Source organism: Sanguibacter sp. Z41_6, assembly GCF_059621145.1.
Genome location: NZ_JCAQIF010000001.1, coordinates 378,674 through 398,986 on the forward strand (window position 1 = coordinate 378,674; position 20,313 = coordinate 398,986).

Genomic DNA, 20,313 nt, shown 5'->3' on the forward strand with positions numbered 1-20,313 from the left:
TCAGGACGCGGCGTCCGTGCGCCCCTCGCGGGCGGACCGCAGCGACACGATCTGGGCGGCCTCGAACGCGACGGCGTCGAGGGACTCCCCGCTGCGGGCGGCGTCGCGGACCCGCACGATGCCGCGGTGCAGCAGCGCTCCGGCGAGGCGGCGCAGCGACTTCTCGTGCGCGGCGGCGTCGGCAGCCGTGGAGAACATGTGGGCCGAGCGGGCGATCTCGGTGGCGAGCTCCGACTCGATGCGCTCGCGCAGGGCGACGATGACCCGGTCCGCGGACCGCATGGCCTCGCGGTCGGCGAAGTCCGCGACGGCCTCGGCGACGATCGACCGCGCCACCCGGACGGGCTGCGAGCTCGTCGAGGGGGCGTGCGCCCGGATCGTCCCGAGGTCCATGAGCAGGACGTTGTCGATGTCCCCGACCCTCGGGTCGACGTCGCGGTGCAGCGCGAGGTCGAGGATGACGAGGGGACGCTCGACGATGTCGTCGCCCATGCGCTGCGCGGCGCGCTCACGGGCGGTGACGATGGCGGCGGTGTGCAGGATGAACTCGAGCGCGGACGTGTCGCCCGGCAGGATGCCGGCCTCGGGGCCCTCGGCAACGGGCGCGTCGCCCGGAGCGCGACCGCGCCTCCCGGCACCGCTGCAGGAGACGACGAGGTCCGCAGCGCCCAGCGCCTCGACGAGGTCCGTCACCGCGTCGATGCCGCGGTCCGCGGCGAACTGCTGCGCCCGCCCGGACCCCGAGTAGACCGAGATCTCGGTGCACCCCCGGGCGCGCAGCGCAGCGACGCTCGCACCCGCGTACGCGCCGGTGCCGACGACGACGACGCTCGCCTGGCGCCAGGCGGGCAGGCTCGGCTCGGCGAGGTCGAGGCCCACCGACACCACAGACCGTCCGTCGGCACCGAGGTGCGTCTCGTGCCCGACGCGCTTGGAGGTGCGTGACGCGCGCTGGAAGAGCCGCTCGAGCCGGGGGCTGGTGATGCGCTCGTCGTGCGCGGCGTCGAGGGCGCGGCGCACCTGACCGGCGATCTCGCGTTCCCCGACGACCATCGAGTCGAGCCCGGACGCGACGGAGAAGAGGTGGGCGGCGACGTCGTTGCCGCTGCGGACCGTGAACGCGGAGGACGCTGCCTCCTTGCTCACCCCGGACTGCTCGGCGATGAGGCCGGCGATCTCGCTCGCGGCGTGCTGGAGGTCGCGCTCGGAGACCGGCTGGGAGGGTCGCTCGGCGACGTCGAGGTACACCTCGAACCGGTTGCACGTCGCGAGCACGACGGCACCGGTGATCATCTCGCAAGCCTGCACGGCTGACTTACCCATCGAGTGCGCGCCGGATGACAGCTGCTCGAGCGCCTCGAGGTCAAGCTCATGGTGGCTGGCGGTCATCGACATGAGAACCACAGCTCTTCGATTTAATCATTCGCGCCAGGCAAAGGCAGAATCAGGAGAGTGAACCTTCCCTCCTCCCACCCCCTCGTCGACGGCCGCACCACCGACGCCCCGCTCGTGCGCGCGTACCGGGGTGAGAGGCCCGAGATCACGCCGGTCTGGTTCATGCGGCAGGCCGGTCGGTCCCTGCCCGAGTACCGCGAGATCCGGCAGGGGACGGGCATGCTCGAGTCCTGCCTGGAGCCCGCTCTTGCGAGCGAGATCACACTGCAGCCGGTGCGCCGCCACGGGGTCGACGCGGGGATCTTCTTCTCCGACATCGTCATCCCGCTGCGCCTCGCCGACGTGGACGTCGACATCGTCGTCGGCGTCGGCCCCGTCCTCGGGGAAGCGGTGCGCACCCCCGAGCAGGTGGACCGCCTCGTCGAGAAGTCCCTCACCGAGGAGGCGCTCGCGCCGATCCGCGAGGCCGTCGCGCTCACCGTCGCCCAGCTGGGGTCGACGCCGCTCATCGGGTTCGCCGGTGCGCCCTTCACCCTCGCCGCGTACATGGTCGAGGGTCGTCCCTCGCGCGACCACCTCGCGGCTCGCACGATGATGCACGCCGACCCGGAGTCCTGGGAGCGTCTGACGACGTGGGCCGCGGACATCACCGGGCAGTTCCTGCGCACGCAGGTCCTCGCCGGCACGAGCGCCGCCCAGCTGTTCGACTCCTGGGCGGGCAGCCTCAGCCTCGCCGACTACGAGACGCACGTCGCGCCGTCGTCGGCCCGGGCGCTCACGCACGTCGCGGACCTGCCCGTGTCCGTCGTGCACTTCGGCACCGGCACCGGGCACCTGCTGCCCGCGATGCGCGACGTCGGCGCGGACGTCATGGGCATCGACTACCGCACCCCGCTCGACGAGGCGAACACCCTCCTCGGCGGCACCACCCCGCTGCAGGGCAACATCGACCCCGCCCTGCTCGGTGCCCCGTGGCCGGTGCTCGAGGCGCACGTGCGCGACGTCGTCGAGCGCGGACGCGCCGCCCCGGCGCACGTCGTCAACCTCGGGCACGGGGTCCCGCCCGAGACGGACCCGACGGTGCTCACCCGCGTCGTCGAGCTCGTCCACTCGCTGTAGATCGCTCCGCTCCCGTGACCACGCCGCCCCCCGCTGACTCGTCCACCGGCCCGGACGCCGTCGTCGTCGGTGGCGGTGTCGCGGGGCTCGTCGCCGCACACGCCCTCCTCGCACGCGGCCTGCGCCCGCTCGTCCTCGAGGCTGGCAAGCGGTGCGGCGGGTACCTCGCGGGCGGGACGCTGTCCGTCGAGTCCCCCACGGACGCCCCGACGGACGCAGCGGGCACCAGCGGGCGGGCGACGTCCCGCTCCGTCACGGTCGACGTCGGCGCCGAGTCGTTCGCGGTCCGCGGCGGGACGGTGGCAGCCCTCGTCGAGGAGCTCGGCCTCGACGTCGTGCCGCCCAGCGACCGCAGCGCGTGGGGGTACGCGGCGGGTCGCGCCTACCCCTTGCCGCGCGCGGGCGTCCTCGGCATCCCCGGGCACCCGTGGGCGCGTGACGCACGGCGGGCCCTCGGGCTCGGCGGGGCTGCGCGGGCCGCGCTCGACGGCGTCCTGCCCGCCTCCCGCGTGGACCGGTCGAACCTCGCCGCCCTCGTGCGGTCCCGGCTCGGTCGGCGGGTGCTCGACCGCCTCGTGTCCCCCGTCGCTGGCGGCGTGCACTCCACGGATCCCGCCCTGCTCGCCGTCGACTCCGTCGCCCCCGGGTTGCTCGCGGCCTACGACCGCACCGGGTCTCTCACCGCGGCCGTGCGTGCCCTGCGCGCCCAGGCCCCGCCCGGCTCCGCGGTCGCCGGGATCGCCGGTGGCATGCACCGGCTCGTCGAGGCACTCGTGGCCGAGGTGGCCGCGGCGGGCGAGGTCCGCACCGGCTCGGCGGTCGTCGCGCTCGAGCGTGGCACCGACTGGCTCCTGCGCACGAGCGACGGCGAGGAGATCCGCACCCCCCGCGTCGTCGTCGCGACGTCGGGTGCTGCCGCCGCACGCCTGCTCGACGGCATCGTCGACGTCACCGGAGCCGCCCCGCCGCGCGGAGCTGACATCGCCCTCGTCACGCTCCTGCTCGACGCCCCAGCCCTCGACGGTGCCCCCCGGGGCACCGGGGTGCTCGCCGCGCCCGGTGCGGGAGTGGCTGCCAAGGCGACGACGCACGCCACCGCGAAGTGGCCGTGGCTGAGCGAGGCCGTCCGGGTGACGTTCGGCGCCGGCCACCACGTGGTGCGGCTGAGCTACGGCCGCACGACCACTGACGATGCCGGCCGCACGGACCGGCTGGACGACGGCGCCCTCGTCGCTCAGGCCGTAGCCGACTCCGCGGTCCTCTACGGCCAGCCGCTGTCCCGCGCACAGCTCCGCGCGTCGCTCGTCACCCGGTGGGACGACGCCCTCCCGCCCCCGACGCCCGCGCACCGCGAGCGCGTCCGGCGACTGCAGGACGAGGTCCGGACCCTGCCCGGGATCGCGCTCACCGGTGCGTGGGTCGCCGGGACGGGGCTGGCCGCCGTCGTGCCGCACGCGCGCGCCGCCGCCGACGCGCTGGCCCGACCGGCCGGTTGACCAGGCCGCACCGGCTGGTCGACGTGGGCGGAACGCCCGGTCGTACCCAGATTCACCCGCCGTCGCCGTCATGGGCGGCGTGTCTGCGCCGATGAACAGCCATGGGACATGACCGGGCCGGCAACCGAATCGGCAGCACGGAGACGCGAGCGGGCCTCAGTGCACGCCGCCCCGGCCTGCTGGGCGCTCTCGTCCTCATGTTCCTCGGCATCTCGTGCGTGTCCGTCCTGCTGTTCGCCACCCCGGGATCCGGTGCCTACGGGTCGGTCGCGATCCTCCCCGGAGCCATCTCCGGCTTCTTCGTCGGGGTCATGCTCTGGCGCCTCACCCCCGAGATCAGCGCCCGCGCCGCGCACGTGCTGCTGGCCTCAGGGACGCTCTCGATCACTGCGGGCCTCGTGTCCGTCGACGGCGAGCACTTCTTCGCGACGGCCGGCACCACGTACATCTGGCCCGTGGTGCTCGCTGCGGCGTACATGGCGCGCTGGTCCCGGAACGCCCACATGGCCTTCGTGTTCCTCTGCTACCTCGCCGCCGTGCTCCCGCACCAGGACGGGGCCCTCCTCATCGGCTGGGCGTCCACGATGGTGACGTGCCTCGTCGTGGCCGGCGTGGTCCGCAACCTCCTCGAGTCCGTGGACCAGATCGCCGTGAGCGACCCGCTCACGGGGTGCGCCAACCGGCGGGCGCTGGAGAGCGACCTCGCGACGCTCGGTCGGACGACCGCCCGGACCAAGGTCGGCGGCTCGATCATCGTGCTCGACCTCGACGACTTCAAGGTCCTCAACGACACCCTCGGCCACAGTGCCGGCGACGCCGCGCTCGTGCGGTGCGCTCGACGGTGGCGCGCGGAGCTGCGCCTCGAGGACGTGCTCGCCCGGATCGGCGGCGACGAGTTCGCCGTGGTGCTCCCCGCGACCGACCCGACAGCGGCCCGCAAGGTCGCGGCCCGGCTCGTGGAGGGGGTGTCGGGCGTGTGCTCGGTGTCGTACGGCGTCGCTGCCCTGCCCGCGGGATCGGACGGTGCCGCGGCGCTCGTCGAGGCCGATGAGGACCTCTACAAGATGAAGCGGTCGCGCGGGCTGCGCGAGCAGGCGGAGGACGACGTGAACGTGCACGTCCCGCGGCGGAACCGGCTCACGATGGTGCCCTCCGACGACCGGGAGCGCGTCGTCGGCTGACGGCCGTGGGCCGGGTCGGACGTGGGCGCTGATCGACGACTGACATCGGCCGTGGTCCGCAGATGATCGTCTGTCGGGCGCTCACTTCTGCCGCTGTACAGTCCCCCAGGTGAGTGAGACGCGGCGCGCGGTGACGGTCGAGGACGGCACGACGATCGCGTACGTGGTCGTTGACGGGGTAGGCCCGGCGGTCGTCATCCTGCACGGGCTGGCCGGCAGCGGCCGCGAGCTCGTCCCGAGCGCCCGTGCGCTGGCTCCACGGAGGGCGATCCTCATCGATCAGCGCGGCCACGGGTCCAGTACGCGCGTGCCGGCGGACACGTCGCGCGCGGCGTTCGTGAACGACGTGGCCCGGGTCATCGAAGCGGAAGAATCGCAGCCGGTGGACCTCGTCGGCCAGTCGATGGGCGCCCACACCGCGATGCTCGTCGCGGCCGCACGTCCGGATCTCGTGCGCCGCCTCGTGCTCCTCGAAGGCAACGAAGGCAACGGGTCGGCGGAAGACCACGCCGCTCTCGGTGACTTCTTCCGGTCCTGGGCGGTCCCGTTCGCCAGCCGGAAGGAGGCACGCGAATCGCTGGGCGACGGCCCGCTGGCGCAGGCGTGGGTGGCCGACCTGGAGGAGCGCGAGGACGGGCTGTACCCGCGATTCGACGCCGACGTGATGGTGCGCGCCATCTCCGAGGTGGCGGTGCCGCGCTGGAGCGAGTGGGAGAGCATCACCGCGCCGACGCTGGTGGTCTACGCCGACGGCGGCATGTTCACCGACGAACAGAAGGCCGAGTTCGTCGGTCGCGGCAAGAACGCCACCCGGGTCGACCTCACGGACGCATCGCACGACGCACACCTGGACGCGTTCGAGCAGTGGTCCGCCGCGCTACGCGGATTCCTCACCGCGCGCTGACACGGGTCCCCTCCGGACCCTCTTCGCTCATCGGTGGAGGCGCAGCGGGCGCCGTCTTCTGCATGAGGCCCGTGATGAGCGCGACGGCGAGGTCGGCGGCACGGGTGAGCTGCTCCCTGGAAGCGCCCAGATCGGCCCGGGTGGACAGGCCCTGCCAGAGTGTCTGCACGAGCTCGGCCACCTGCGAGGGTGGGGCCTCCCCCGGGAGAGTGCCATCGCGCGCGGCCTGTTCGAGGCGACCGCGTAGGCGAGCCTCGTCTGATCTCTGGAGCTCGGCGACAAACGTCCGGACGTCGAGGGTGGAAGAGGTATCGGCCATGACTGCGCTGCTCGTCAGGCAGCCCGGCTGTCCCTCGTCGGTGCGCGTGAACTCCGCCACTGAGTCATGCAGCAGCCGCTCGATCACGCCGCACACCGTCGGCTCCCGCAGCGCCCGGTCGTAGATCGCGCTGTAGCGCAGCGCGTAGGTCCGGACCGCCTCGTCGAAGAGCCCCGCCTTCGTGCCGAACGCGGCGTAGAGGCTCGAGCTCGAGACCCCGAGCGCGGCAGTGAGCATGCGGGTCGAGGTCCCCGAGAAGCCGTGTCTCCAGAACAAGTGAGCCGCCTGCCGGACAGCGGTGTCGCGGTCGAACGTGCGTGGGCGGCCGACGGGTCTGGGTGCCATGTTGACAATTCTAGAGCGCCCGCTCCAGTATTCAATTGTGGAGCAGATGATGCAGAAACGAGTCGAGGTCGACGGCAGCTGGATCACCGTGGATGTGTGGGGGGAGGCCGACGGACCGGCGATCGTGATCATCCCGGGAGCTATGGCGAATGCTGCGGACTGGTCCGGGGTGGCACAGCGCCTGGAAGGCTGGGAGACCGTCGCCGTCGTCAACCGGCGCGGACGGGAGCCCTCCGGCCCGTTGACGAGCACGTACGACCTTCAGACCGAGGTGCGTGACGCTGAAGCGGTCGTGAGTCAGTTCTCCGATGTGCGCACCCTGCTCGGTTGGAGCTATGGCGGACTGATCTCCATGCACCTCGCCGACCAGATCACCGTTCCGCACCTCATCGCCTACGAACCCGTCATGGCTCCTTTCGGGGCAACGGCGCTGCCCGCACTCAAGGCCGCTCAGGACGCCGGTGACCTCGACCGGAGCGTCGCGGTCGCGCTCGGGCGCGTGGCCCGCATGCCCGACGAGGCCATCGCGTCGCTGCGATCTCACAGCGAGGTCTGGGCCGGACTACGAGAGGTCGCCTCCCCCCTCTACGACGAGACGCGCGCGATCAACGCAGCACCCGATCTCGAGGAGCTCGCACGAGCAGCCGCACGGATCGACCTCATCGTGGGTGAACGGCATCGCCATCAAGCTCCGTACGGCACCACCTTCGACGACGTGGCTCGCCGCACCCCGCGCGGCGTCGTGCACGAGCTGGCCGGGCAGGCGCACCTGGCACACCTCGAAGCCCCTGGCCGGCTCGCCAGCCTCGTGAATCACCTAGGCGGTGGGGTTGCGGCACAGGAGCGCGGTGGTCTCGCAGGTCCCACACCGCGATAGCCTCAGCACGACGACAGCGCCTCCAGGACGAGGGCTTCTTCGACCGCCGTGAGGCCGGAGCGCCGCTGGCGATCGATGCCCCGGTTCCGTTCGTCGTCGAGCATCCTGGTCACGGTCTCGTGGAGGGGGCGCAGGGTTCCGCCTGACGCAAGGAAAGCGGACCCGGACCGCTGTGCGAACGCGACATCCTGCATGGGTAGCCAGAGCGGGAGGGACCTCGGTCCGGCCCAGTACCGAACATCGTGAGCGCGGAGAACCTCGTCGTCCGCAGCGACGAGCTTCCCGTCGTACCCCGTCGCCGCAGCAACGACTCGGAAGAAGTCCTCCATCGTGTGAACGTCCCCGACCGCGTTGACCGCACCCGTCACTCCTGCGCGGCCAGCTGCTTCGACCCAGGTGGCCAGGTCAGCGACGTCGATGACCTGGACGAAGCGTCCAGTCGGCGTGGGGGTCAGTGCCGGGCCGCCTCGGTCCAGTCGCGCCGGCCAGTAACCGAATCGGTCGCTCGGGTCTCCAGGGCCGACGATGAGGCCGGGGCGCGTCGTCAGGAGACGCTGCCCGAGCCGGGCCGATGTGGTGCGCTCTGCCGCGACCTTCGCGTCGGGATACTCGGCCAGGTCTGTCGGTTCCAGCAGGGCCGCTGTTTCGTCCGCTCCGGGTTCGTCATTGTGGCTGTAGACAGAGACGCTGGAGATGAGAGTCCAGTGCTCGGCTCTCTCGGCGAGTGCATCGAGCGCCGGTTCTACGAGATCGGGTTCGTAGGCGAGCTCGATCACCTCGTCCCAGTCGCTCAGCACGTCGTCGTAGGCGGTCGGGGACCGACGGTCAGCCGGCACAAGACGAGCACCGTCGGGAACCTGTCCCGATTCTCCCCGCGCCAAGCACACGACCTCAGCGCCCTCCGCGACCACTCGTCGCACGATCTCTCGTCCCAGCCATCCTGTCCCACCCAGCACCAAGACACGTCGCATGCCGTCAGTGAATCAGCAGAGTCCGAGCGTGGTCCTCGTGATCCACTGACAGCGCGCGTTTCATCTGTCCCGACCGCCCACGTCATCGTGCCGATGGGCGAGGATGGAGGCCCGTCGACCGACGGTGAGGACCAGGGAGACCACGTGAACGCCGACAGTCGCACCGACCCGTCACACACACCGCCCCCACCCCCGACGGGCCCGCTCGACGAGGAGCAGCTGACCGGTGGCAACAGCACCGACGTCGTCCGCGTCGGTGAGACCGTCCGCCGCACCGCCGGCCCGTGGACCCCGACCATCCACGCGCTGCTCCGCGCCCTGCGGGAGCGCGGCGTGCTCGAGGTCCCCGAGCCGCACGGGCTCGACGACGCCGGCCGGGAGGTCCTGTCGTTCATCGCGGGGGACGTCGCGAACTACCCGTTGCCCGCGTGGCTGTGGTCGGACACCGTCCTGCACGACGCCGCCGCGCTCCTGCGCCGCATCCACGACGCGAGCGTCGGCCTCGACCTGGCGGGCGCCGTCTGGCAGGTGCCCGCCCACGAGCCCGCCGAGGTCGTGTGCCACAACGACTTCGCGCCCTACAACCTCGTGTTCGACGACGGCCGGCTCGTGGGTGTCATCGACCTCGACACCGCCTCCCCCGGGCCACGGGTGTGGGACCTCGCCTACCTCGCCTACCGGCTCGTGCCGTACGGCGAGGACACCGGAGACGACGCCCCGGGCCCGGCCGCCCGCGCGGCGCGGCTCGGGGCGCTGGTGAGCGCGTACGGCGTCGGCCTGCCCGACGCGCCGACGCCCACCGAGGTGCTCGCGACGATGGTCGAGCGCCTCGAGGACCTCGCCCGGTACAGCGACCGGCGCGCAGCCCTCAGCGGACGGGCTGACCTCGCCGAGCACGCCGCGATGTACCGGCGCGACGCACGACGGGTGGCACGCACCGTCGCGGAACCCACGGGGCACGGCCGCACGGTCGACTGACCGCGGGCCGGCGGGAGACACTGGGACGGTGACCGCCACCTCCTCCTCCGCACCGCTCCGCATCGGCACGCGCGGCAGCGCGCTCGCCCTCACGCAGACCGGCATGGTCGCCGACCAGCTCGCCGCTCTCACCGGTCGCGAGATCGAGATCGTGCGCGTGCGCACCGACGGCGACGTCCTCACCGGCTCGCTCTCCCAGATGGGCGGCACGGGCGTGTTCGTCACCGCGCTGCGCGACGCGCTGCTCGACGGCCGGTGCGACGTCGCCGTGCACTCCCTCAAGGACCTCCCGACGGCCCCGTTCGAGGGCCTCACCTACGTCACCCCGACGCGCGAGGACCCCCGCGACGCCCTGTGCTCGCGTGACGGTTCGCTCCTCGCCCACCTCCCGCACGGAGCTCGTGTGGGTACCGGGTCGCCGCGACGGGCAGCCCAGCTGCGCCTCGCCCGGCCCGACCTCGAGATCCTCGACATCCGCGGCAACGTCGACACCCGTCTCGCCCGGATCGGGGCCGGGAACGACAACGACCACAGCGACCCCACGCGCACCGGCGACCTCGACGCCGTGGTCCTCGCGGCCGCCGGCCTCAACCGCCTCGGCCGCAGCTCCGCGATCACCGAGCTCATCGACGTCTCCGTCATGGCCCCCGCACCCGGGCAGGGCTCGCTCGCCGTCGAGTGCCGCACGGGTGACCTCGACACCGACGAGGGCCTGCGGGAGGCGTTCGAGGCGCTCGACGACAGCGCCACGCACCTCGCCGTCACCGCCGAGCGTGCCCTCCTGGCGCGCCTCGAGGCCGGGTGCGCGGCCCCGGTGGGCACGTACGCGACAGTGTCCGACGGCATGCTCACCCTCCGCGCGGTCGTCGCCCGCCCGGACGGCAGCGAGCAGCTGCGGCACGCGGCTGCCATCGAGGTGACGGACACGTCCCTCGACCTCGCCCGGCAGCTCGGGGTGGACGTCGCCGACCACTTCCTCGCGCTCGGGGCCGCAGACTTCGTCTGAGCGCGGACCCCCGCATCCCCCTCGCCCTTCCGAAGGAACACCCATGCCCACGCACGTCGCACCGCCCGAGGCCGACGAGGCAGATTCCGTCCTGCGTGCCCTGCGCTCCCCGCGCCGGCTGCGTACGGAGGTGCTCGGCGGGCTCGTCGTAGCCCTCGCCCTCATCCCCGAGGCCATCTCGTTCTCGATCATCGCGGGCGTCGACCCGCGGGTGGGCCTCTTCGCGTCGGTGACGATGGCCATCTCCATCGCGTTCCTCGGAGGGCGGCCCGCGATGATCTCGGCCGCGACGGGAGCGGTCGCGCTCGTCGTCGCGCCCGTCGTCGCCCAGCACGGCGACAAGGGACTCGACTACCTCATCGCGACCGTGATCCTCGGTGGGCTCATCCAGGTGGCGCTCGCCGTCACGGGGGTCGCCCGGCTCATGCGGTTCATCCCGCGGTCGGTCATGGTCGGGTTCGTCAACGCCCTGGCGATCCTCGTCGTCGTCGCGCAGGTGCCCCACCTCGTCGATGTGCCGTGGCTCGTCTACCCGCTCGTGGTCGTCGCGATCGTGCTGCTCGCGTGGCTGCCGCGGCTGACGACGGCGGTGCCCGCGCCGCTCGTCGTCATCGTGCTCCTCACCGCCGTGACCGCGCTCGCGCACCTCAACGTGCCGACGGTCGGTGACGAGGGCGAGCTGCCGTCCTCGCTGCCCACGCTCATGCTGCCCGACGTCCCGTTCACGCTCGAGACCCTGCAGGCCATCGCTCCGTACGCGGTCGCGATGGCGCTCGTCGGGCTGCTCGAGTCGCTCATGACCGCCAAGCTCGTCGACGACGTCACCGACACGCACTCGAACAAGACGCGCGAGGCGTGGGGCCAGGGTGGGGCGAACATCATCACCGGGCTCTTCGGCGGCATGGGTGGCTGCGCGATGATCGGTCAGACGATGGTCAACGTCAAGGTGTCCGGGGCGCGCACCCGGATCTCGACGTTCCTCGCCGGGGCGTTCCTCCTCGTGCTCGTCATGGTCCTCGGCGACCTCGTCGGGATCATCCCCATGGCTGCGCTCGTCGCGGTGATGATCATGGTGTCCGTCGCGACGTTCGACTGGCACTCGGTCCGCCCCTCGACCCTGCGGCGGATGCCCCGCTCGGAGACGGCCGTGATGGTGACGACCGTCGTCGTGGTCGTCGCCACCCACAACCTCGCGATCGGCGTCATCGCCGGGGTGCTGCTCGCCACCGTGCTCTTCGCCCGCCGCGTCGCGCACCTCACCGAGGTGACGTGCCTCGACACCTCGGACGGGGTGCGCACGTACGCCGTGACGGGCGCCCTGTTCTTCGCGTCGTCGAACGACCTCGTCTTCCAGTTCGACTACGCGGGCGACCCGGACGAGGTGGTCATCGACCTCTCGGGCGCGCAGGTGTGGGACGCCTCCACCGTCGCGGCGCTCGACGCCATCACGACGAAGTACGCCTCCAAGGGCAAGACGGCGACGATCGTCGGGCTCGACCCGGTGAGCGCCGGTCGCCACGAGCGGCTCAGCGGGAAGCTCGGCGCCGACGGCTGAGCCGCCGAGTCAGGTGCTCGTCTGCTGGGCGAGCGCACGGCCGAGGATGCGGGCGCCGTCCGGGAACGCGGCCGGGTTCGGTCCGGCGTAGTTGAGCCGGACGAACGGCCCCGTGGGCTCGGCCGGGAACCACCCGGTGCCGGTCGCGAGGAGGACGCCGTCGTCCTCGCAGTCCCGGGTGAGCCGGTCGACGTCGGTGCCGTCGGGCAGGCGCGCCCAGAGGTTGAGGCCACCCGGGGGCACCCGGGCGAGGTGGGCCTCGGGGACGTGCTCCTGGAGGCTCGCGACGAGCAGGTCGCGACGAGCGCGCAGCTGGTGACGCAGTCCCCGCAGGTGCGTCTGCCACGCGGGCTGGGTGACGACGTCGAGGGCCGCCGCCTGCAGCAGACCGCTCACGTACATCGACTCGGACCCGTGGTCGGCGAGGATGCGCTCGCGCGCGGGCCCGCGGGCGACCACCGCGGCGACGCGGACGGCCGGGGAGACGCTCTTGGTCAGGGACCGCAGGTAGACGACATGACCGGAGTCGTCACGGGTGGCGACGGGGACGGGCGTGGTGGTGATGCCGAAGTCGTGCGCCCAGTCGTCCTCGACGAGGAACGCGCCGTACGCACGGACGATGTCGAGGACCTGCTCCGCGAGCTGCGGGCTCCACTGCGCCCCGCTGGGGTTGGCATAGCTCGGCTGGGCGTAGAACAGGCGTGCCCCGGTCTCCTCGAACGCCCGCGCCAGCCCGTCCGGGTCCGGCCCGTCGACGCCGCACGGCACGGGCACGACGACGACCCCGGCCTGCGCGGCGGCGAGGATCGCCCCCCAGTAGGTCGGCGACTCCATGAGCAGGGGGCGGCCGCTGCCGACGAGGGCCCGGAAGATCGAGCTCAGCCCGCTCTGGCTCCCGGGCTGGACGACGACGTCGCTCGCCGTCGGCGGGGTGACTCCCGCAGGCGTCGCCGTGCGCAGCTCGTCCGCGAACCACGACTGGAGATCGGGAAGGCCCTGCGCGGGCGGACGGGACAGCGCTGTCTCGCTGCGCGCCGCCCGCGTCAGGGCGGAGCGGACGAGGCGCTCCGGCAGCAGCTCGCGGTCCGGGTAGCCGGAGTGGAAGGCGACGACGTCGTTGGTGGCACTGCGCAGGGTGGGTGACGGTCGGCGGGGCGGGGTGTGGGGTGGCCGCAGGGCCGCCGACTGCCAGCCGTAGTCCGACGGCTTCGCCGTCCGCTCACCCCGGACGAAGGTGCCGGAGCCCGGTCGGCGCTCGACGAGTCCCTGTGCGGCCAGGGCGGCGAGCGCCTTCTGCACGGTCACGGGGCTCACGCGGTGCTCGGTGACGAGGGCCCGGGTCGACGGCAGCCGGGTGCCGGGTGCCGCCCCGTCGATGACGCGGCGGAGCATCTCGACCAACCGGGAACTGCTATCGTGGTTCATGACGGACAAGAGTAGCGCTACTCCCATTTCGCCCCTACCGATATCCCCCGCAGCACCCTCGGGCCTGCGGTGGGCGATGCTCGGGGTCGCGGCCTTCTCCTTCACCGTCCCGCTCACCCGCGTCGCGGTCGGTGGCATGTCCCCGCTGTTCGTCGGCGCCGGTCGCGCGGTCGTCGCCGCGTCGCTCGCCACCCTCGCGCTCACCCTCACCCGGCAACCGCTCCCCAGCGGGACGCAGTGGCGTCGGCTCGCGCTCGTCGCCGGCGGGGTCGTCGCGGGGTTCCCGCTGCTCACCTCGTTCGCGCTGACGTCGGTCCCCGCGAGCCACGGAGCCGTCGTCGTCGCGATCCTGCCCGCCGCGACCGCGACGGCCGTCGTGCTGCGCACGCACGAGCGCCCCCGGCGGGTGTTCTGGGCCCTCACCGCCGTCGGTGCGATCGCCGCGATGGGCTTCGCGTCCGCGCAGTCCGGCGGACTCGGACGGCTCGGCTGGCCCGACGCACTCCTGCTCGGCGCCGTCCTCCTCGGGGCCGTGGGCTACGCGGAGGGCGGCCTGCTCGCCCGCGAGCTCGGCCCCTGGCAGACGGTCTCGTGGGCGCTCGTCGTCGCAGCGCCGCTCATGGTCCTGCTCACGACGGTCGCCGTCGTCACGCAGACGCCGACCGCGACCGGCGCGCAGTGGACGGCCTTCGCCTACCTCGCAGCAGTGAGCATGTTCCTCGGGTTCTTCCCCTGGTACCGCGGCCTGGCGATGGGCCCCATGGCGCAGGTGAGCCAGGTCCAGCTCGTCCAGCCCGTGATGACCCTCTGCTGGGCCGCTCTCCTGCTGCACGAGCCCCTCACGTGGACGACGGCGCTCGGCGGGCTCGCCGTCATCGCCTGCGCCGGGCTGGCTGTCCGCGTCAGGCTGGCGCCTGCGGCGGGCGCACCGCGCCGGCATCGTTCGCCACGACGCGCAGGCGGTGGGCTCGCACCACCGTGCCCATGACGTCGCACGCCCGCGCGAGGTACCGCGGGTCCGGCAGGGCCTCGACGCGGACGCTGATGCCGGGGACGACGTTGACGAGGACGCCGCCGAGCGCCGGGGGGTGGCCGGCGGTCGCCCGGCCGGCGACTTCGTTGAGCACGTCCCACGACTCCTGGGGCGGCAGACCGGTGACGAAGAACTCAGGGAGGCCGCGCAGCGCGAGGCCGGCGGTGTAGGCGTAGCAGCAGGCCGAGTTGTCATCCTCGACGTACTGCAGCGCCCAGCCGTACTGGTCGATGTCCCCGCGGAGATCCTCGAGCATCCGCTCCGCGTGGTGGGTGGTGGTCACATGCACTCCTGTAAAACGACAAGAAGTGCGCCGCTCGCTGCAGCGCACTTCGGGGAGAGGAACAGATGCGGGGTGGTCGTGCCGCCCTAGGGCGGCGGGCGCAGCGAACAGACGGACGCCACCTCCGCGGTGCGCTGGCCTGGCGGGGTCACCTGCTCGATCCTCATGCTCTGGACCATAGCCCGGAACGCCGGAAAGGTCACGGGACGTCGGTCCAGGTGTAGAGCGTGCACGGCATGCCTTCGTGCACGACGACGTGCTGCGGTCGGAACCCGACCTTCTCCAGGACGCGGGCGCTCGCGGGGTTCTCCACGGCCACGTGGCTGTGGAGGGCCGCGTCGAGACGGGGGTCGGGGTGCGTGCGGTGCCACTCGACGAGGGCACCTGCGACCTCGGTCGCCATGCCCTGGCCCCACACGTCCCTGCTGAGCGTGTAAGCGAGCTCACGGTGCCCCGGCTCGTGAGCAAGGCCGGACAGCTCGCCGAACCCGGCGCGGCCGACGAGCCGTCCGGCGTGGTCGGCCAGCCGCCACTTGGTCCACCCCCGCGTCTGCTGCTCACCGATGTACGTCCCGACGAGCGCGGTCGTCTCCTCGAGCGACTCCGGGCGTCCGTTGCGCACGAACCGCATCGTCGTGGCGTCGGCGTGCACCGCGTGCAGGTCGACGGCGTCGCCCGGCAGCCAGGTGGTCACGGTCAGACGCTGCGTCGACAGCACGGTCGACCGGGAGGAGTGCCCAAGATCTGGTGAAACGCTCATCTGCCCCACACTGCCCCGCCCCACGACGGCGCGCGACTCCTGCTCGCCGGCAGGCGGGTCAGCCCGCGAAGGGGCGCACCGGCAGGCCGGGGACGTCCACCCGCACCCGGAACAGGGCCCCGGCGGCGGGCTCGGGGTCGTCGAGGTTCTCGCGGGATGTCGTGATGTAGAGGTCTCGCAGGTCCGGCCCGCCGAGGGCGCACGCCGTCGTCTGGGCCGCCGGGACCTCGATCTCGGTGAGGACGGAGCCGTCGGGCGCGACGCACACGACGCGCCCGGCGCCGTGCACCGCGACCCACACGTTGCCCGCGGAGTCGACCGTGAGGCCGTCGGGGTGCTGGTCGCCCCAGTCGCGGAAGGTACGGCGGTTGGTCAGCTGCTGGTCGACGACGTCGAACACGTCGGTGCGGTTCGTGGGGGTGTCGTTGTAGTAGGCGAGCGTCTCGTCCGGGCTGAACTCGAAGCCGTTGGAGATCGTCGCGTCGTCGAGGACGACGCGGACCTGGCCGTCCGGGGTGACGCGGTAGAAGGACGCGGCGCCGGGCGCCGCGTCGTACGCCATGGAGCCGGCGTAGAGGTTGCCCCAAGGGTCGCAGCCGCCGTCGTTCATGCGGACACCCTCGTCACTCCACAGCTCCGCCCACGGGGTCGGGGCGTCGTGCGGTGTGGCGGACAGCGCGAGGCCACGCTCGGTGGCGACGACGTAGCCACCACCCGTGCGGGGACGGTGGAAGGCCGCGACCTTGCCGACGTGCAGGCGGTCGACCCGGCCGTCGTCGCGCAGCGTGAGGAGGTCGCCGGCGAGCATGTCCACCCAACGCATGCCGCCCCACGTGGGCGACCACACGGGCCCCTCACCGTGGTACGCGATGGGGTCCGTGACCTGCTCGACCGTCATGATGCTCCTCGTGCTCGGGGGTGCGGGACTGCTCCAGCCTCGTGTGCTGGGCTGATCGTCGCATCTCCGGGCGGGCTCTGGCAGGGTGGATCCATGAGCCGACGACGCACCGTATTCGTCATCGCGGCCAGCGCGCTGACCGCGTTCCTCCTCAACCTCGTGCTCGACGTCACGACCGACCTGCCGCTGGTGGTCCGGTGGGGCGCTGCGATCTGTGGGGCGATGCTGGTGACCGTGCTCCTCGCACCTCGTCGCGCCCCAGGGGGTCGGGAGCGCACGGACTGAGCCTCCACAGTAGTTGCCGCCCTGGAAACCATCACCTATTGTTTCCAGCATGGAAACGAACCAGCCCTCACCCGACCGCGCCGAGGCGGCCGCCGCGCTCGCAGCGATCACCACCTCCCAGAAAGCCGTCCGGGACACGCCCTGGCCCGTGTGGATCTACCCCGTCAACGCCCTGCTGCTCGGCGCGGCGGCGCTGGCACCCCTCGTGGACACCTCGGGGCCGTCCGTCATGGTCGCTGTCGTGATCACCGTCCTCGTCGCGAACCTCGCGGCCGGACGGAGCAACGGGGCGCCCTTCGCGCTCCCCACGAGCCGCGGCTTCCTCGCAGCGGTCGCCCTGTCAGCGCTGTTCCTCGCACTCGCGATCATCACCGAGAGCTTCACCGACAACGCACTCCCGGTCATCGCCCTCGCGGTCGCGGCGACGGCGAGCTACGCGGTCGGATCCGTCGTCCACTACCGGAGCACCCAGCGATGACCGCAGCCCTCGACCCGGTCATCCACCCCATGCACCGCCTGCAGATCTGCGCGATGCTCGACGCCGCCACGACCCTCGAGACGTCGGTGGTCAAGGACCAGCTCGGCCTCAGCGCCTCCGCACTGAGCAAGCAGGTCGCCGCGCTCATCGACGCCGGGTACGTCCGCCAGAGCCGTTCCGGGACCGACTCGCGGCGGGTCTGGCTCTCCCTGACGAAGGCTGGGAGCGCCGCATACCGGGGGCATGTCGCGGCGCTGCAGGCGATCGTCGCGCAGTCTGCGAACGCACCGTCGCGGGACGCGGAATGACCACGGTCCGACGGACGCCGGTCACGGCAGCAGCCGGCGGCCCACCTCGAGGATGGCGGCCCGCAGGTCCTCGTCGCTCAGTCCCGCGAGCGCCGGGTTCGTGGCTGGCGCGACGATCCCGCTGAGGAAGAACCCGACCGCCGTGAGCGTCTCGGCGTCCTGGGCACCGGCCGCGAGGAGCCCGTTGAGGCGCCCGAAGACCCGTGCCCAGTCCGGGTCGGACACGGACAGCGCACCCATCGGCACCTCGCGGAGCATGACGGCGTAGAGCCGGCGGTTGTGCACCGCGTGGTCGGCGAGCTGCTCGACGGCGAAGCGTCGGGCCTGCACGGCGTCGGGAAGCGTCGACGCCGTCTCGACGAGCTCCGCGACGGCGTCGACCGCTGGGGCGAGGACCGCGCGGGTGATCATCGCCTTCGACTTGTAGTGGTGGTAGACGGCGGCCTTGGTCACGCCGAGGGCGTCCGCGATCATCTGCAGCGACGTGCCGGAGATCCCGTGGACCGCGAAAAGGTCGAGGGCCGCGTCACGGACGAGGTCCGGGCGCGCATCACCGCGGGGCATCGGTCCTCCTGGTGGCTCGGTCGGTGCCGAGACTACGTGAGGACCCATACCCCGCGGTGACGGGGCGCGTCATCAGATCGCGGCTCCCGCGAGGTATCCGGCGTGGATGGCCTCGGCGACCTTGGCGGGCTTCACGCAGTCCCCGATCTCGTGGACCTCGACACCCGTGCCGGCGAGCGCCTCGGGGAGGCTGCGGTTCGGCCGCACGCCGAAGGCGAGGACGGCGGTGTCGGCGGGCAGGGTCGTCGTGCCGTCGGGTCCGTCGACGACGACGGCATCGGGCCGCAGCTCGACGACGGTGTGGCTGGTGAGCACCCGGACGTTGTTCTCCGCGAGCTGGCGCAGGAGCGCCACCCGGTTGTGGACGACCATGTCGACGGCGATCGCCGGGGCCATCTCGACGACCGTGACGTCGTGCCCCTCGAGGGCCAGCTCGAGGGCGTAGTCGGCGCCGGAGAGCCCGCCGCCGCACACGACGACGCGGTGGCCGACGGGCGCTCCGAGGTGCGCGTCGAGCACGTGCACGGCCCCGGAGGTGTCGATCCCGGCGATCGGCGGGGTGAGCGCGGTGGAGCCGGTGGCGACGACGACGGCGTCGGCCTGCGTGAGGGCCGGGTCGTCGGGCGTGATCGTGTGCGACAGGTGCAGGGATACGCCGGCGCGCTGGAGCTCGCCCTCCCACCACGTGATCATGCGGTGCAGCTCGCGCTTGAAGTCGGGTGTCGCGGCCGGGGCGAGCACCCCGCCGAGGCTGTCGGAGCTCTCGTAGAGGTGCACGTCGTGGCCGCGCAGGGCCGCCACGCGCGCGGCCTCCATCCCGCCCGGTCCGCCGCCCACGACGGTGACCCGGCGGGTGCTCGCGGCGGGCGTGATCGAGCGTGTTCCCTCGTGCCCGGCCTCCGGGTTGACGGCACACTCGACGCCTTTGCCGATGACGACGTTGCCGATGCAGAGCTGGTTGCAGCGGACGCAGGGTCGGATGGTGTCTGCCGCCCCGGCGAGCACCTTCGCGGGGAGGTCCGGGTCGGCGATGATCATGCGCCCGAACCCGATGAAGTCCGCGACGCCGTCCCGGACCGCCTGCTCGCCGAGGTCGGCCGTGAGGCTGCCGGAGACGGCGACGGGGATGCGCAGGACGGGCTTCACGGCTGCGGCGTCGGGCAGGTAGACGCCATCGCCGAGGTAGTAGGGCGGGAACGACCAGTCGATGGCCTCGTAGGAGCCCGCGTCGACCATGAGGACGTCGAGCCCGGCGTCCTGCAGCAGGACGGCGAGCTCGCGCGCCTCGTCGGGCTCGCGGCCCCCGGGGAACTGGTGGCGCACGGTGATGCGCATCGAGAGCGGGAAGGTCGCGCCTGCTTCTTCACGGACGATGCGGATCATGTCGGTCGCGAAGGTCGCGCGGCCGGCGACGTCGCCGCCGAAGCGGTCGGTACGCCGGTTCCACACCGCGGAGAGGAACTGGTCGGTGAGGTAGCCGGTATGGCCGTGGATGTCGATGGCGTCGAAGCCGATGTCGACCGCCCGGCGGACGGCGACGCGGAAGTGCTCGAGGATGTCCTCGACCTGGCCGGTGGACAGCTCCCGGCACCGCACGCTGGGGTCGGCGAGGGTGGTGTTGTCCGACGCGGACCACGACGGCCCGCCGTCGGGTGCGACGGGGATGACGCGGCCGAACCCGGGCGTGAGGTTGGCCGCGATGAGAGCGCCCTCGCGGTGCACGGCCGCCACGGCAGCGGCGAGCGGCTCGACGTGGCGGTCGTCGGAGAGGCTGATGACCGACCCGGTGTCGATGTCGTACGTCGACTGGACGGGCATCGACTCGGTGATGAGGAGTCCGGCCCCGCCGCGCGCGCGGGCGACGAGGTAGTCGAGGCCGGCCTCGGAGATCGTCCCGTCCTTGTGCGCCGTGTGGGTGCCCATCGGGGGCATGAACATGCGGTTCGGCAGCGTGAGGGAGCCCCACTGGGCGGGTTCCGACAGACGGGGGTGGGCGATCATGGCGTTCTCCTATGAACTTGTCGATCGGCTAGTTACGAGATCAGTATCCCGAAACGCGCCGCGCCTCATCCGGGCACAAGGTCCCGCTCCCGCGTAACCGGGGAGAAACACGCCCTTGCGACGATGGCCAGC

Annotated in this window: 21 protein-coding genes; 12 read left to right on the top strand and 9 right to left on the bottom strand. The window is 72.5% G+C overall.

The genetic code is table 11. The features are described 5' to 3' along the window. Entirely contained in the window at positions 1–1,395 is a 1,395-nt protein-coding gene (locus AC54T1_RS01760) for a glutamyl-tRNA reductase (protein ID WP_496910802.1), read from the bottom strand. A 57-nt stretch (positions 1,396–1,452) separates the two neighbouring features. Between AC54T1_RS01760 and hemE the strand changes: the two genes are divergently transcribed. The 4 genes from hemE (at position 1,453) to AC54T1_RS01780 (ending at position 6,095) form a co-directional block, all read left to right on the top strand. Next, positions 1,453–2,514, top strand: a complete 1,062-nt coding sequence (hemE, locus tag AC54T1_RS01765; RefSeq protein ID WP_496910803.1) for a uroporphyrinogen decarboxylase — start codon at positions 1,453–1,455, stop codon at positions 2,512–2,514. A gap of 14 nt (positions 2,515–2,528) precedes the next feature. Further along, on the top strand, positions 2,529–4,010 hold the full coding sequence (locus AC54T1_RS01770) for a protoporphyrinogen/coproporphyrinogen oxidase (protein WP_496910804.1): 1,482 nt from the start codon (positions 2,529–2,531) through the stop codon (positions 4,008–4,010). A gap of 101 nt (positions 4,011–4,111) precedes the next feature. Next, positions 4,112–5,191, top strand: a complete 1,080-nt coding sequence (locus AC54T1_RS01775; RefSeq protein WP_496910805.1) for a GGDEF domain-containing protein — start codon at positions 4,112–4,114, stop codon at positions 5,189–5,191. Between the two features lie 130 nt (positions 5,192–5,321). After that, on the top strand, positions 5,322–6,095 hold the full coding sequence (locus AC54T1_RS01780) for an alpha/beta fold hydrolase (RefSeq protein ID WP_496910806.1): 774 nt from the start codon (positions 5,322–5,324) through the stop codon (positions 6,093–6,095). Here the strand turns inward: AC54T1_RS01780 and AC54T1_RS01785 are convergent. Then, on the bottom strand, positions 6,082–6,759 hold the full coding sequence (locus AC54T1_RS01785) for a TetR/AcrR family transcriptional regulator (protein ID WP_484343630.1): 678 nt from the start codon (positions 6,757–6,759) through the stop codon (positions 6,082–6,084). The two genes, AC54T1_RS01780 and AC54T1_RS01785, sit on opposite strands and share 14 nt — an antisense overlap. Positions 6,760–6,805: 46 nt before the next feature. Here AC54T1_RS01785 and AC54T1_RS01790 point away from each other — a divergent pair, with 46 nt between their 5' ends. Beyond that, the gene (locus AC54T1_RS01790) at positions 6,806–7,636 is read left to right on the top strand and encodes an alpha/beta fold hydrolase (RefSeq protein ID WP_484343631.1); all 831 of its coding nucleotides are present in this window, start codon (positions 6,806–6,808) and stop codon (positions 7,634–7,636) included. A 2-nt stretch (positions 7,637–7,638) separates the two neighbouring features. On the opposite strand, the gene AC54T1_RS01795 is transcribed toward AC54T1_RS01790, so the two are convergent. Further along, entirely contained in the window at positions 7,639–8,607 is a 969-nt protein-coding gene (locus tag AC54T1_RS01795) for an NAD-dependent epimerase/dehydratase family protein (protein WP_496910807.1), read from the bottom strand. Positions 8,608–8,751: 144 nt separating this feature from the next. Here AC54T1_RS01795 and AC54T1_RS01800 point away from each other — a divergent pair, with 144 nt between their 5' ends. From AC54T1_RS01800 to AC54T1_RS01810, 3 genes are all read left to right on the top strand, one after another. Then, a complete protein-coding gene (locus tag AC54T1_RS01800; RefSeq protein ID WP_496910808.1) occupies positions 8,752–9,585 on the top strand; it encodes an aminoglycoside phosphotransferase family protein in 834 nt (277 codons plus the stop codon). A gap of 103 nt (positions 9,586–9,688) precedes the next feature. Further along, positions 9,689–10,591 (top strand): hydroxymethylbilane synthase, encoded by a 903-nt coding sequence (gene hemC, locus AC54T1_RS01805; RefSeq protein WP_496911252.1) that lies wholly within the window; start codon positions 9,689–9,691, stop codon positions 10,589–10,591. A gap of 43 nt (positions 10,592–10,634) precedes the next feature. Next, positions 10,635–12,146, top strand: a complete 1,512-nt coding sequence (locus AC54T1_RS01810) for a SulP family inorganic anion transporter (protein ID WP_496910809.1) — start codon at positions 10,635–10,637, stop codon at positions 12,144–12,146. 9 nt (positions 12,147–12,155) lie between these two features. Here AC54T1_RS01810 and AC54T1_RS01815 read toward each other — a convergent pair whose 3' ends face one another. Beyond that, complete coding sequence (locus tag AC54T1_RS01815; RefSeq protein ID WP_496910810.1) at positions 12,156–13,571, bottom strand: aminotransferase-like domain-containing protein; 1,416 nt, start codon at positions 13,569–13,571, stop codon at positions 12,156–12,158. Between AC54T1_RS01815 and AC54T1_RS01820 the strand changes: the two genes are divergently transcribed. Continuing rightward, positions 13,570–14,559 carry a DMT family transporter gene (locus AC54T1_RS01820; protein ID WP_496910811.1) on the top strand — a complete coding sequence of 330 codons (990 nt, stop codon included), beginning with the start codon at positions 13,570–13,572 and terminating at the stop codon, positions 14,557–14,559. The genes AC54T1_RS01815 and AC54T1_RS01820 overlap by 2 nt on opposite strands. Here the strand turns inward: AC54T1_RS01820 and AC54T1_RS01825 are convergent. The 3 genes from AC54T1_RS01825 to AC54T1_RS01835 all read right to left on the bottom strand — a co-directional run bounded on the left by AC54T1_RS01825 (position 14,474) and on the right by AC54T1_RS01835 (position 16,545). Continuing rightward, positions 14,474–14,887, bottom strand: a complete 414-nt coding sequence (locus AC54T1_RS01825; protein WP_496910812.1) for a DUF4262 domain-containing protein — start codon at positions 14,885–14,887, stop codon at positions 14,474–14,476. The two genes, AC54T1_RS01820 and AC54T1_RS01825, sit on opposite strands and share 86 nt — an antisense overlap. Positions 14,888–15,086: 199 nt before the next feature. Next, complete coding sequence (locus tag AC54T1_RS01830; RefSeq protein WP_496910813.1) at positions 15,087–15,647, bottom strand: GNAT family N-acetyltransferase; 561 nt, start codon at positions 15,645–15,647, stop codon at positions 15,087–15,089. Positions 15,648–15,705: 58 nt separating this feature from the next. Next, on the bottom strand, positions 15,706–16,545 hold the full coding sequence (locus AC54T1_RS01835; RefSeq protein ID WP_496910814.1) for an SMP-30/gluconolactonase/LRE family protein: 840 nt from the start codon (positions 16,543–16,545) through the stop codon (positions 15,706–15,708). A 93-nt stretch (positions 16,546–16,638) separates the two neighbouring features. Here AC54T1_RS01835 and AC54T1_RS01840 point away from each other — a divergent pair, with 93 nt between their 5' ends. From AC54T1_RS01840 to AC54T1_RS01850, 3 genes are read left to right on the top strand one after another with little or no spacing between them, the layout of a single operon-like run. Beyond that, positions 16,639–16,830, top strand: a complete 192-nt coding sequence (locus tag AC54T1_RS01840) for a hypothetical protein (protein WP_496910815.1) — start codon at positions 16,639–16,641, stop codon at positions 16,828–16,830. Between the two features lie 49 nt (positions 16,831–16,879). After that, positions 16,880–17,308, top strand: coding sequence for a hypothetical protein (locus AC54T1_RS01845; RefSeq protein ID WP_496910816.1), 429 nt, complete (start codon positions 16,880–16,882; stop codon positions 17,306–17,308). Then, positions 17,305–17,616 (top strand): transcriptional regulator, encoded by a 312-nt coding sequence (locus tag AC54T1_RS01850; protein ID WP_496910817.1) that lies wholly within the window; start codon positions 17,305–17,307, stop codon positions 17,614–17,616. Before AC54T1_RS01845 ends, AC54T1_RS01850 begins: the two co-directional genes overlap by 4 nt. A gap of 21 nt (positions 17,617–17,637) precedes the next feature. On the opposite strand, the gene AC54T1_RS01855 is transcribed toward AC54T1_RS01850, so the two are convergent. Both AC54T1_RS01855 and AC54T1_RS01860 read right to left on the bottom strand, forming a co-directional pair. Next, positions 17,638–18,180: a TetR/AcrR family transcriptional regulator gene (locus AC54T1_RS01855; protein WP_496910818.1), complete on the bottom strand. Its 543-nt coding sequence runs from the start codon at positions 18,178–18,180 to the stop codon at positions 17,638–17,640. A gap of 72 nt (positions 18,181–18,252) precedes the next feature. Continuing rightward, positions 18,253–20,181, bottom strand: coding sequence for an oxidoreductase (locus tag AC54T1_RS01860; protein WP_496910819.1), 1,929 nt, complete (start codon positions 20,179–20,181; stop codon positions 18,253–18,255). Positions 20,182–20,313 lie beyond the last annotated feature (132 nt).